Source organism: Uliginosibacterium paludis (assembly GCF_039631355.1).
Classification (GTDB): domain Bacteria; phylum Pseudomonadota; class Gammaproteobacteria; order Burkholderiales; family Rhodocyclaceae; genus Uliginosibacterium; species Uliginosibacterium paludis.
The window spans coordinates 120776-133473 of the sequence record NZ_JBDIVF010000005.1; the positions used below are offsets into that span (position 1 = coordinate 120776).

10 protein-coding genes are annotated in these 12698 nt (G+C 64.2%); 9 read left to right on the forward strand and 1 reads right to left on the reverse strand.

Annotated elements, in window-relative coordinates; genetic code table 11:
• The first annotated feature begins 8 nt into the window (after positions 1 to 8).
• The 9 genes from ABDB87_RS14170 to rfbA all read left to right on the forward strand — a co-directional run bounded on the left by ABDB87_RS14170 (position 9) and on the right by rfbA (position 10505).
• Complete coding sequence (locus ABDB87_RS14170; protein WP_345928149.1) at positions 9 to 1418, forward strand: O-antigen ligase family protein; 1410 nt, start codon at positions 9 to 11, stop codon at positions 1416 to 1418.
• Between the two features lie 39 nt (positions 1419 to 1457).
• Complete coding sequence (locus ABDB87_RS14175) at positions 1458 to 2753, forward strand: outer membrane beta-barrel protein (protein ID WP_345928151.1); 1296 nt, start codon at positions 1458 to 1460, stop codon at positions 2751 to 2753.
• 344 nt (positions 2754 to 3097) lie between these two features.
• Complete coding sequence (locus tag ABDB87_RS14180) at positions 3098 to 3673, forward strand: polysaccharide biosynthesis/export family protein (RefSeq protein WP_345928153.1); 576 nt, start codon at positions 3098 to 3100, stop codon at positions 3671 to 3673.
• A gap of 60 nt (positions 3674 to 3733) precedes the next feature.
• Positions 3734 to 5962, forward strand: a complete 2229-nt coding sequence (locus tag ABDB87_RS14185; protein WP_345928156.1) for a GumC family protein — start codon at positions 3734 to 3736, stop codon at positions 5960 to 5962.
• A 183-nt stretch (positions 5963 to 6145) separates the two neighbouring features.
• Positions 6146 to 6877, forward strand: coding sequence for a tyrosine-protein phosphatase (locus tag ABDB87_RS14190; RefSeq protein ID WP_345928158.1), 732 nt, complete (start codon positions 6146 to 6148; stop codon positions 6875 to 6877).
• The gene (locus tag ABDB87_RS14195) at positions 6870 to 7514 is read left to right on the forward strand and encodes a hypothetical protein (protein ID WP_345928161.1); all 645 of its coding nucleotides are present in this window, start codon (positions 6870 to 6872) and stop codon (positions 7512 to 7514) included. Before ABDB87_RS14190 ends, ABDB87_RS14195 begins: the two co-directional genes overlap by 8 nt.
• A gap of 48 nt (positions 7515 to 7562) precedes the next feature.
• Positions 7563 to 8627, forward strand: a complete 1065-nt coding sequence (gene rfbB, locus ABDB87_RS14200) for a dTDP-glucose 4,6-dehydratase (RefSeq protein ID WP_345928162.1) — start codon at positions 7563 to 7565, stop codon at positions 8625 to 8627.
• 4 nt (positions 8628 to 8631) lie between these two features.
• Entirely contained in the window at positions 8632 to 9591 is a 960-nt protein-coding gene (gene rfbD, locus ABDB87_RS14205) for a dTDP-4-dehydrorhamnose reductase (protein WP_345928165.1), read from the forward strand.
• Positions 9592 to 9605: 14 nt separating this feature from the next.
• On the forward strand, positions 9606 to 10505 hold the full coding sequence (rfbA, locus tag ABDB87_RS14210; protein WP_345928169.1) for a glucose-1-phosphate thymidylyltransferase RfbA: 900 nt from the start codon (positions 9606 to 9608) through the stop codon (positions 10503 to 10505).
• A gap of 163 nt (positions 10506 to 10668) precedes the next feature.
• Here the strand turns inward: rfbA and ABDB87_RS14215 are convergent, their stop codons facing one another.
• Positions 10669 to 12573 carry a diguanylate cyclase domain-containing protein gene (locus ABDB87_RS14215; protein ID WP_345928172.1) on the reverse strand — a complete coding sequence of 635 codons (1905 nt, stop codon included), beginning with the start codon at positions 12571 to 12573 and terminating at the stop codon, positions 10669 to 10671.
• Between the last annotated feature and the right edge of the window lie 125 nt (positions 12574 to 12698).

The following is a 12698-nucleotide window of genomic DNA, read 5'->3' on the forward strand; positions in this document are numbered from 1 at the left end:
AGTCTGGCGTGAGGCGGCGACAGCAGAAGATTGAGCATGACGGCTGGGCCTTCTGGTGCCTGATGGGCCTGCTGGCCTGGGCGCCGCTGCCGCTGGCGAGTAACCGCACCTGGGCGCTGGGGCTGCTCTCTGCCGCGATGCTGGCCTTGCTGGCGGCGGTGTGCGTGGCTTCTGCCCGGCGCGGCGAGGCCTTGCTGGATCGCCTGGGGGTGGGCCGCTGGCCGCTGGCACTGCTGTTTGCCTATGCCGGCTGGATCGGGCTGCAATATGCGGGCGTGCTGCCGGGGATCGCGACGGCGGATCGCTTCAATTCCCTGCAATATCTGCTGGGCACACTGATGCTGAGCGCGGCTTTTGCGCTGGTGCTGCTGCTGGCGCGCAGCGAGCGGCGGCTGCGCTGGCTGCTGGGCACGATTCTGGTGGTGGGATTGGTGCAGGCGCTGATCGCGATCCTGCTGTTTGCTTCGCAGGCGGAGCACATCTACCTCTTCATGCATTACCAGCAGGGCACCCGGGCGATGGGCACCTTTGCGAACTTCGACCATCTGGCGGGCTTCATGGAGCTCTGCATCGCGGCCGGTGTGGGCCTGATGCTGGCGCACATGGGCAGCGGCGAGCAGCGGCGCAGCAATCGCCGGCAGAAGCTGGTGGCAGCCCTGAAGTTCATGATGTCGGGAAAAATGCTGGTACGCCTGATGCTTGTCATCATGGTGATCACGCTGGTGCTGACGCGCTCGCGCATGGGCAATGCGGCGTTTTTCTCGTCACTGATGATCGTGGGCGGGCTGGCGATGCTGAGCAATCCGCGGCTGCGCAAGGGCGCTTTCTGGCTGGTGCTCAGCCTGATCGTGGTGGATGTGATCATCGTGGGCCAGTGGGTGGGCATCGATCATGTGGTGGAGCGCCTGCAGAACACCTCCGTGCGGACCGAGCATGCGCGCGGCGAAGAGTCGCTGGAGCAACGGGCGCAAACGCCTTATCTGGCGCTCGGCATGGTCAGGGAACGGCCGGTCGCGGGCTTTGGTGCGGGCAGCTTCTATACGGTGTTTCCGCGCTTCAAGAGCGCGGACAAGGAGGCCTACTGGGATTACGCGCACAACGACTATGTGCAGATCGCGGCAGAGACCGGGCTGGTCGGCCTGGGCTTGCTTGCGGGCGTGGTGCTGATGACAATCGGCCGGATCATGCTGCTGTGGCGCGCGCATGAATCCCGCTTTCATCGCGGGCTGGCCTTCGGGTCGGCGATGGCGATCTGTGCGCTGCTGATTCACAGCTGGGTGGATTTCAATCTTCAGATGCCGGCCAATGCGCTGGTGTTTTGTGTGCTTTTAGCCGTCATGTGGGCATTAGTTCCACGACCGCCCCGGGGGAGTGGGCGATCATCGGCCGCCACGCAGGTCAGTCCTGATCCCGCTTGAGGGCAGGCGATGTTCAAACTTTAAATGAAGGGAGTAGGCATGAAACGGACTCGGGTTCATCTGGCAGTATCAGGCGCGCTCGCGCTGAGCGCGGGCGTGGCGTTTGCGCAGGCTTCGTCGGCTGACGCGGTGGCGCCCAGCTCGAGCGCAGTGCCGAACTCGGCCAGCGTGGTGTCGGGCAATGTGTTCGAATCCAGCGGCATTCCCGTTTCGACCAAGCGCGCGATCAATCCGATCCGCCTGACCGATGGCATCAACCTGTTTGCCGATGTGGGCACGGCCGTCGGTTATGACGACAACGTGACCCAGGCTCGCCGCGGTTCGGAAGTGTCGTCTTCCTTCTTCCGGATCCGCCCGACGCTGACCGCGCAGTCCAAGTACCGTGCGGACACCTACAACCTGTCGTACAAGGGTGATTACGTGAATTACCCGAACTACAGCCCGAACACGCTGATGCAGAACGATCTGATCTTCGCTGCGCAGAATGTGTTCACCGCGCGCAACGCGCTGGCCTGGGGGGCTTCGGCGGGCGATCACTATGATCCGGTAGGCTCCACCGACCGCAGCGTGGGCAACTCGAAGGCCGACCACTACCATGCGCTGGCCGCCAACGCGACCTACCGCTACGGTGCCGAAGAAGCCAAGGGCCGCCTGGAGTTTGATCTGGGCGCCGGTTCCAAGCGCTATCAGAACAACCGCGCCACCACCGAGTCGGCAGACGTCGACAACGTAAATCTGGGTGCCCGCTTCTACTACCGCGTGGCGCCCAAGACGCGTCTGCTCGCCGAAGTGCGCCGCACGAATTACAACTACGTGAATGACCTGAACCAGCTCGAGAACGTGGATTCGCGCTACTACGCGGGTGCCAGCTGGGATGCCAGCTCGGCCGTGACCGGCACGGTGAAGGTCGGTGAGCAGGTCAAGGATTACAAGAACGAAACACTCCACAAGGATTATTCCGGTCTGTCGTGGGAGGCTTCGCTGCGCTGGAAGCCGCTGACCTACAGCTCGTTTGATCTGGTGACCGGCCGCTCCGCGAACGACCCGAGCGGCTCGAACGCAGGTGTGCCGATTGCCAAGAACCTGAGCCTGGCCTGGAACCATGACTGGTCGAGCTTCGTGCACAGCAAGCTCTCGGCGGGCCGCATGCGCACCAATTACAACGGTGACGGCCGCAAGGATGTGGAAGACGTGGCCACCGCCGGCGTGATGTACGACATGCGCCGCTGGCTGGGCATCGGTTTCGAGTACTCATGGGCACGTCGTGATTCCACGCTGGATACCTACGACTACATGCGCCGCATGAGCATGGTGAAGGTTGAAGCATCGTTCTGATGCCTGACAGGCTGCATGGGCGGGCGGAGCAGGGTGTTCCGGTCGCTCAGGCAGACCCGGCTTGCCGGGAAAACCGGGCAGGGCGCGGCGCAAGCCGGGCCGCCCTGATCGGGTGCAAGCGACGGCCGGTGTGGCGCATTTCTGCCCGGGCGTGTGCAAAATGAGCCGTGGCTGGCGCGCGCAGGGCGTGTTCTGGTGCAGGGCAGGTGGTTTTCGCACCGGCGGTCGGATGCCGGACCCGCGAGCGCGGTTCTTGCTCGGGGTCTGGTGACATCCCCCGCCGGGGCAGGCCTGGACCGGCAAGCGCTGCTTGTGGTTCATGCAGGTTTTTTTCTGGAGGATTGATGCTGATGTTTTTCCGCGCAATGAGTCTTGTGATGCTGGTGCTCTGGAGTTCGCTCGGGCTGGCCCAGACTGCAGGGAGTGCCGAGCCTGCGGCGATTGCCTCGCAATTCCTGTCTGGCTATCGCCTCGGGGCGGGAGACGTGGTGTCGATCCGGGTGTTCGGTGAAGACGATCTCAGCCGCGAGAAGATCCGCCTGACCGACTCGGGCTCGATCTTCATGCCGGGGCTGGGCGAAATGGTGGTGCGCGGCAAGACGCTGGGCGAAGTCGAGAAGATGGTGGTGGACGGGCTTTCGGGCCGCATCCTGGTGAATCCGAAGGTGTCGGTGTCGGTCGATGAATACCGCCCCTTCTTCATCAACGGCATGGTCGACAAGCCGGGTGGCTACCCCTTCCAGCCGGGCCTCACGCTGCGCAAGGCGGCGTCACTCGCCGGTGGTTTCAAGGAGCGCGCTTCGCTGAGCAAGCTTTTCGTGATTCGCGGCGATGACCCGCAGCAGCGCCAGTTCAAGGCAGATCTCAATACGCCGGTGTTCCCCGGCGACATCGTGACGGTGGAAGAGAGCTTCTTCTGAGAGTGCCGGCGCGTTTGCTGACGGCTTTGCAACATCGAATTCAACACGGCTTCCATGAACATGAATCAAAACTCCCGGACTGTCCCGGACGCTGACCAGCCCTTCGTTTCCCTGGGCGGCGGCTTGTCTGAAGAAAGCAAGCTCGAGCTGCTCGAGTACTGGCGCAGCATCACCAAGCGGAAGTGGGCCATTCTCGGGCTCGGGCTGCTGGTGGCGCTCTTGGCCGCGGCTGTGGTGTATTCGCTCACGCCGGTCTATCGCGCCACCTCAACCGTGCTGATCGAGCAGGGCAAGCGCAAGGTGCTCTCGATCGAGGATGTGTACGGCGGCATGTCGCAGGAGAAGGAGTACTACCAGACGCAGGTCGAGATCATCAAGTCTCGCGAAGTGGCCAACCGCACGGTGCGCGGTCTGCGCCTGTGGGAGTACCCGGAATTCGATCCGCGCAAGCCGGACACCAGCCTGATCGGCAAGGCCAAGGAAGCGCTGGGCATCAAGGCTGAAGAGGTCGCCTGGAATGAAGACCGCCTGGTGGCGGCGACCGTGGAAACCTTCTCGAAGAGCCTGTCGGTGGAGCCGGTGCGCCTCTCGCAACTGGTGAAGCTGAGCTTCGAAGCCGAAGACCGCCAGCTCGCCGCACTGGTGGCGAACGCAGTGGCCGACGCCTACATCGGCGCCGACCGCGAAGCCAAGTTCAGCATGACGCAGCAGGCCAATGACTGGCTGCAGCAGCGCACCCAGGCGCTGCGCGACAAGCTGGCAACCTCTGAAAAGGCGCTGCAGGCCTATCGCGAGAAGCAGGGCATCGTGAGCCTTTCCGGCTCGGCACAGACGGTGATCGGCCAGCAGATCGGCGAAGTGACGCAGCGCCTGGTGGAAGCCAAGGCCCGTCGCGCCGAAGCCGAGAGTGCCTATGAGCAGATGAAGTCGGTGCGTGATGGCGACTACTCGTCGGTGCCGGCCGTGGTGCGCAGCACCGCGGTGGGCGAAGCCAAGCGCCAGGAGTCGACCGCCGCGCTGAAGGTGGCCGAGCTGCAGCAACGCTATGGCTCGGAGCACCCGCGCATGGTGCAGGCGCAGTCCGAACTCAAGGCGGCGAAGGAAAACACCCTGCGCCAGATGCAGACCGTGGCTGCCAGCCTGACGCGGGAATACGAATCGGCTCGCGCCACCGAGCGCGCGCTGGAAGGTGCGCTGTCGTCCGCCAAGGGCACGGTGCAGAACGTGAACCGTCAGGAATTCCAGCTCAGCGTGCTGGAGCGCGAAGTCGAGTCGAACAAGCAGCTCTATGACATGTTCATGAACCGCGCGAAGGAAACGCACGAAAGCAGCGATCTGCAGAGTGCGGTGGCCCGCGTGGTCGACCCGGCCGTGACGCCGCGTCTGCCGGTCAAGCCCAAGAAGAGCCAGGTGATCGCAATCGCGCTGGTGCTGGGGCTCTTTGCCGGCGTGCTGATCGCGCTGCTGCTCGACAAGCTCGACAACACGGTGAAGGGCATCGAGGATGCCGAGCGCCGCTTCCAGGTGCCGGTGCTCTCCGCTCTGCCTGAGCTGGGCGCCGCCGAAGGCAAGTCGGCCATGACGATGTTCATCGACAAGCCCGAGTCGCATCTGGCTGAAGCGGTGCGGACCGCGCGGACCGGCGTGCTGCTCTCCAACCTGGACGTGCCCTGCCGCATTCTGGTGGTGACTTCCAGCGTGCCGGGCGAAGGCAAGACGACGGTGTCGTCCAACCTGGCGCTGGCGCATGCGCAGACCAAGCGCACCCTGCTGATCGACGCCGACATGCGCCGCCCGCAGGTGGCGCGTCGCCTCTCGCTGCCGCCCACGGTGAAGGGCCTCTCGGCGCTGGTGGCCGGCACGGCGCGTGTCGAGGAGTGCATCTTCACGGTGAAGGGCTCACCGCTGGCGGTGATGCCGGCCGGCGAAGTGCCGCCGAACCCGGTGGAGCTGCTGCTCTCGCAACGCTTCCGCGAAACCCTGGATGCGCTGGCGCGTCACTACGAAGTGATCATCATCGACTCGCCGCCGGTGGAGCTGGTCAGCGACGCACTGGTGATCTCGCCGCTGGCGACCAGCACCATCTTCGTGGTGCGCGCGATGGAAACGGCGTCGCCGCTGGTTCGCAAGAGCCTGGTGCGCCTGCAGCGCGCCGGGGCGAATGTGCTGGGCGTGGTGCTCAATCACCTCGACTTCAGCAAGTCGCAGCGCTATTACGGGGAATACTCCGGCTACGGCAAATCGGGCTACGAGGGCTACGGCTACGGCCAGAAGAAGAACGCGGCCTGAGCCCCCGGGCCTCGCCGCAGCGCGGCGCAGGCTGGTGGGGCGGGCGGTGCGCTGTCTGCTTCAGTGTGTGAGCGGCAGCGGTGAAAGGATGACAATGCCCGCGAGAGCGGGCATTGTGTTTTACCGGGCGGGAAGGGCGCGTGGCGTCGTTCTGGAAGATCCGCCGAATTGGGTTGTAGAGCAATGATCGATATTCACTGTCACATCCTGCCTGGCATCGACGATGGTCCGAAAAGCGTTGATGAAGCGCTGGACCTTGCGCGAGCCTGTGTGGCCGATGGCATTCGCCACACGGTGGCAACACCGCATGTGTTTGCCGGGCGCTATGACAACCGCCGCAGCGGCATCGCGCGCGCGGCAGAGGTTTTTCGCGAGCTGCTGGACCTGCACCGCATTCCGCTCGCGCTCTCGTTTGCCGGGGAAGTGCGGCTTGGTGCCGAAGTCATCGATCTGCTCGCGCAGGACCAGATTCCCTTTCTCGGCGAATGCGAGGGGTTCCGCATCATGCTGCTGGAGCTGCCCGACGCGCAGATTCCGCTCGGCGCGCTGAACCTGGTTCGGCACCTGCTCAGCGAAGGCGTGCGGCCGGTGCTGGTGCACCCGGAGCGCAACAAGGCCATCATGGACATGCCGGAGCGCGTGCTGCCTTTCGTGGATGCCGGCTGCTACCTGCAGGTGACGGCAGCGTCGGTGACGGGGCAGTTCGGCCCGCGCGTGCTGGAGACGACCGATTACCTGCTGGAGGAGCGACTCGTCACCGTGGTGGCGAGCGATGCGCACAATCTCTCCGGCCGGCCGCCGCGCATGAGCGAGGCGCACCGCATCCTGAGCGGGCGTTTCGGCGAAGCGCTGGCCAGCGAACTCTGCGTGAGCGGCCCGGCCCGTCTGTGCGGCATGAGGAGTCAGCATGGCTGAGCCACGTTCGCGCAAGCAGATCCTGAATCTGTCTCTGGTGGCGCTGGTCTGCCTGCTGGCAGCCTGGGGCATCTGGCAGGCACAGCGGGTGATGCGGGCGGATTTCACCGCCATGCAGGCGCGCTATCGCATTGACGGCTGGGCCGCAGGCAAGTCGCAATGGACGGTGCCGGCATGGATCGAAGCGCGCGACGATCTGCTCGAAGCCTCACGCATTGCGCCCGACAATCCGCTGACCTTCGACTATCTTGCGCAGCTCAACGCGCTGCGCGGCCGCCGCGCCTGGGAGGCGCCCGAGCTGCGCAAGGCATATTTCAGCGACGCCCTGCGCTTCCAGAAAATATCGCTCGCCTTGCGACCGGAAAACGGTGCCGCCTGGGCGAGTCTGGCGCTGGGCCATTTCGCACTGGAAGATCACCCGGCGGCTTTTGGAGCCTTGCGCCAGGCGCTGCGATACGGACCCTATGAGGTGCCGGTCAAGCAGATGGCGGAAGAACTCGTGCTCGCAATGTGGGCCGAAGCGCCTGCCGATCTGCATGCCTGGCTGCTGCAGCGTCATCGCGATGGAACATCTGACGAAAAAGCCGACATTGATCGGCTGGCCAAGCGTTATGGCGTCCGGATTCAGGAGGGCTGAAGCAGTCGCCGTATAATCCCGTTTTGCTTACTGGCTGGGATTTGATCCATGACGATTCTCGTGACCGGCGGTGCCGGCTTCATCGGCAGCAATTTCGTACTCGATTGGCTGAAGCAGTCGGATGAGCCGGTCATCAATCTGGACAAACTCACCTACGCCGGCAACCCGGAGAACTTCGCCTCGCTCACAGGCGACGCGCGCCACACCTTTGTTCAGGGCGACATCTGCGACCGCGCCCTGATCGACCGGTTGCTCGCTGAGCACCAGCCGCGCGCGATCGTCCATTTCGCGGCTGAATCTCACGTGGATCGCAGCATCCACGGCCCGGGCGAATTCCTGCGTACCAATATCGATGGCACCTTCACCCTGCTCGAAGCCGCGCGCGCCTACTGGAGTGCGCTGGAGGGCGACCCAAAGACCGCCTTCCGCTTCCACCATGTGAGCACGGACGAAGTCTACGGCTCGCTCAAGCCGACCGACCCGCCCTTCACCGAAACCAATCCTTACGAGCCCAACAGCCCGTATTCGGCGAGCAAGGCCGCAAGTGACCACTTGGTCCGCGCCTGGCATCACACCTACGGCCTGCCGGTGACCACCAGCAACTGCTCGAACAACTACGGCCCCTACCACTTCCCCGAGAAGCTGATCCCGCTGATGATCGCCAATGCGCTCGCCGGCAAGGCCCTGCCCATCTACGGCGACGGCCAGCAGATCCGCGACTGGCTCTACGTCACGGACCACTGCAGCGCGATCCGCGCCATCCTCGCCAAGGGCAAGGTCGGCGAGGTCTACAACGTGGGCGGCTGGAACGAGATGCCCAACATCGAAATCGTCCAGACCCTCATCAAGTTGCTGGACGAACTCTCGCCGCGTGCCGACGGCAAGTCCTACGCCGAGCAAATTACCTACGTCACCGATCGCCCCGGCCACGACCGCCGTTATGCGATCGACGCGCGCAAGATCGAGCGCGAACTCGGCTGGCGTCCGGCCGAAACCTTCCAGACCGGCATCCGCAAGACTGTCGAGTGGTATCTCGCCAATCAGGACTGGGTGGCCAACGTACTCAATGGCAGCTACCGCGAGTGGCTTGCCAAGAACTACGAGGCGCGCTGATTCCATGGCCTCTCGAATCCTCATCCTCGGTTGCGGCGGTCAGGTCGGCTGGGAGCTGCAACGCGCACTCGCCCCCCTCGGCGAAGTCATCGCACTCGACTTTGACAGCACCGACTACTGCGGCGACTTCAGCCAGCCGGAAGCCGTGGCGCAAACCGTACGCACGCTCAAGCCTGACGTCATCGTCAATTCGGCCGCCCACACCGCCGTCGACAAGGCCGAAAGCGAAGCCGACTTTGCGCGCCTGCTCAACGCCACGACGCCGGGTGCGGCGGCACGGATTGCCAAAGAGATCGGCGCGCTGCTGGTGCATTACTCCACCGATTACGTCTTCGACGGCAGTGGGGACGCCGCGCGCGATGAAACCGCCTCGACCGGCCCGCTCAGTGTTTATGGTCAGACCAAGCTCGAAGGCGAACAGCTGATCCAGCAAAGTGGCTGCCGCCACCTGATCTTTCGCACCAGCTGGGTCTATGCCGCACGCGGCGGCAACTTTGCCAAGACCATGCTCAAGCTGGCGAGCGAGCGCGACACGCTCAAGATCATCAGTGACCAGATTGGCGCCCCGACCGGTGCCGATTTTCTGGCCGACGTGACCGCGCACGCCGTGAAGCAATACCTGAACACTCAGCGCTCAGCACACAGCACCCAGCACTCCGCCGAAGCTGGCAGCACTCAGAACTCAGCACCCAGCACTGATTTTCCCTACGGCCTTTATCACTGCGTGGCCGGTGGCGAGACCAGCTGGTACGACTACGCGCAGTTCGTGTTTGCGCAAGCCCGCAAGGCCGGGCGCGAACTCAAGGTGCAGGAAGTCAGCCCGATCCCGACCAGCGCCTACCCGACGCCCGCTACGCGCCCGCTGAATTCGCGCCTGTCGACAGCCAAACTCCAGCAAGCCTTTGGCCTCACCCTGCCGCATTGGCAGCGTGGCGTCGCCCGCATGCTCACCGAAATCCTCTGAGAAAGCCCACGAACATGACTCTGCCCTCGAACAAGTCCCGCAAGGGCATCGTCCTGGCCGGCGGCTCCGGCACCCGCCTGCATCCGGCCACGCTGGCGCTCTCCAAGCAGCTGATCCCGGTGTATGACAAACCGATGATCTACTACCCGCTGTCGGTGCTGCTCTTGGCAGGCATCCGCGAGATCCTGATCATTTCCACGCCGCAGGACACGCCGCGCTTCCAGCAACTGCTGGGCGATGGCAGCCAGTGGGGCGTGTCGCTCGAATACGCCGTGCAGCCGAGCCCGGACGGACTCGCCCAGGCTTTCATCATTGGTGAGCAGTTCGTCGGCGATTCGCCCTCGGCCCTGGTGCTGGGCGACAACATTTTCTACGGCCACGACCTCGCCGGCCGCCTGAAGGCGGCCGATGCCCGCAGCAGCGGCGCCAGCGTGTTTGCCTATCCGGTGACCGATCCCGAGCGCTATGGCGTGGTGGAGTTTGACGCCAAGGGCCAGGCGGTGAGCCTGGAAGAAAAGCCGAAGCAGCCGCGCAGCCGCTATGCGGTGACCGGCCTCTACTTCTACGACACCCAGGTCGTCGAGTTCGCGAAGAACCTCAAGCCCTCCGCGCGCGGCGAGCTGGAGATCACCGACCTGAACCGGATTTATCTGGAGCGTGGCGAGCTGGACGTGCAGCTGCTCGGCCGGGGGGATGCCTGGCTGGACACTGGCACGCATGACAGCCTGCTCGAAGCGAGCCAGTTCATCCAGACTCTGGAGAAGCGCCAGGGGCTGAAGATCTGCTGCCCGGAAGAGATCTGCTGGCGTAATGGCTGGATCAGCGACGCAGCGCTTGAAGCGCACGCGAAGCGGCTTGGCAAGAGCGGCTACGGTCAGTATCTGTTGCAGATCCTGGGCGAGAAAATCTATTGAGCTTCCGCTGAAGGCCGGGATGCTTCGGGTGCCGAGTCCGAAGCATCCCGGCTTTTTGTCTCAGCGCTTGTGCTTCCGGATTGGACGACTTCTGATGACGCCGACGCACGCTCCGGTCGCGGCTTGAGCGTGTCGGGGCCTGACCCCTTTCAAGCCCTGGCAGTTACTGCGCCAGGCTGAATGCAACGCCGTTTCCACCCGCCTTGCGGGCCTGTTGTGTGGCGCGCTGAGCCGCGTTGAACAGCGTTTCGGCGGTGCGAGCGTGCTGCGGGAAGAGCGAGACACCGTAACTGAGGCTGATGCCGATGTGACGGTTATGGATGACGAAATCCGTGCTCAGTGCGCTGCGGATTTTTTCAAGCACGATGTGCACATCCTGCTCGTCGCTCAGATGGGGCAGCAGGATCATGAACTCGTCCCGACCCAGATGGGCGACCGTGTCCGAATCCCGGATGGATTCCGAAATGCGGTAAGCCACTTCCTGGATCAGCTTGTTGCTGACCGTCTGGCCGAAGTTGTCGATGAGGCCCTTGTAGTTATCGATGTTCGTGTGGATCAGGGCCAGGGTTTCGCGCTGGCGCTTGACCAGGCGCAGGCTCTGCTGCAAGCGGTCGAAGAACAGCGTGCGGTTGGGCAGGCCGGTCAGCGCGTCGATCTGCGGCATGTCCTGCAGCTTGTCGTGCACCGTCTTGCGTTCGGTCACGTCGCTCATCGTGCCGATCATGCGCGCCGCCGCACCCGCGATCGTGCGCTGCGTCACCATGCCGCGTGCCGCAATCCACCGCCACTGACCGTCTTCGCCCTGCATGCGGTGCTCGCTGGCGTATTGCGTGCTGCGGCCTTCGAGGCAGGCCTGCATCGCGCTGCGCTCGCCGGCTTCGTCTTCCGGATGGATGCGGGCTTCGGCCGCCTTGCCGTCCGACATGCCGAGAATCCCGTCGCAACGCGGCGAGAAGCTGACCTTGCCGGTGCGCACGTCCCAGTCCCACACCCCGTCGCCCGAGCCTTCGAGTGCGAAGCGCCAACGTTCTTCCGACTCGCTCAGCGCTTCGTTCAGGCGCTCCGTCTCGAGCTGGGCGCGGCGGCGGCTGGTGGTCAGCGTCATGGTGATGAAAAACAGCAGGGTGGCCAGCACCAGCCCCAGCAGCCCGAAATACTTGGCCGGGTTGCCGCCGTCACGGGCGAGGAAGCCGGGCAGGGCAGTAACGCGCGCCGTCCAGGTCTGAGTGCCGAAGCTCAGGGGCTGCTCGGATACCAGCAAGGATTGGCCTGCCGCAGGAGTGGATTCAGCGACCGGGTAGATCGCGTTCGTCTCCCCGTTGGCGCTGCTGCGGACGAGGCTCAGCGCGAGGTCGGGCGGCAGTCCCTTGAGTGCCTGTGCCACCCAGGTTTCCAGAGAAAAGCTGGCGACAACCCAGGCTTCGATGCTGGTGCGCCGCTCGTTTGCGTTCTCCGCGACCTGTCCGGAGGAAAAGACCGGCGCCACCATCACGAAGCCGGGAATCTCTCCGCCCGCGCTGGTGTGCAGGCGGACCTGGCCGGAAATCCGGGCCTCGGCGGTGTCGCGGGATTCGGTCAGCACTTCCTGATGACCGGGGTCTGCCAGCAGGTCGAGCCCGGCGGGAAGTCCGGGCTGGTTGCCAGGCCCTTGTGAAAGCGCAACCGGCGCATAGAGCGGGCGTTCGCCAGCGGGGCGGATGGCGAAATCGGCGAGCCCCCGCTGGACCTGACTGGCGACAAAGGTCTCCCGCTGCTCGGGCAGGATCAGCGGGGCCAGGCTGATGGCATGAAGACCGGCAGGGGCGTGCTGGCGCAGGCGCGCTTCGAGGAAGCCGGCGAGATTGCCTTGCGGGCTGCTCCGCCGATAGGCCGACACCGCATCCAGTACGCCATTGTCTTCATCGAGCTGACGCTTCAGGGCGCGCACGACCTCGCCGGCCGCAGCATTGAAACGCTCTATTTGATGTCGTTCATAGGCCGCGTTGAGCTGGAAGCAGCCCAGGGCGGTCAGCACAAGGGCCAGCACGCTGCACAGCGCGGGAATGAGAAAGGAGTTCAAGCGATTCATGAGGTGAGGTGCCTGCGGGGATGCTTGCAAGTAAATATGACAAATCTATCAAAATCGCGAAGGGTTGAAGCGTTATTCCGTCACTCCCGGCGCTATTCCGATGCTGCGGAGATTGTCAGCGATCC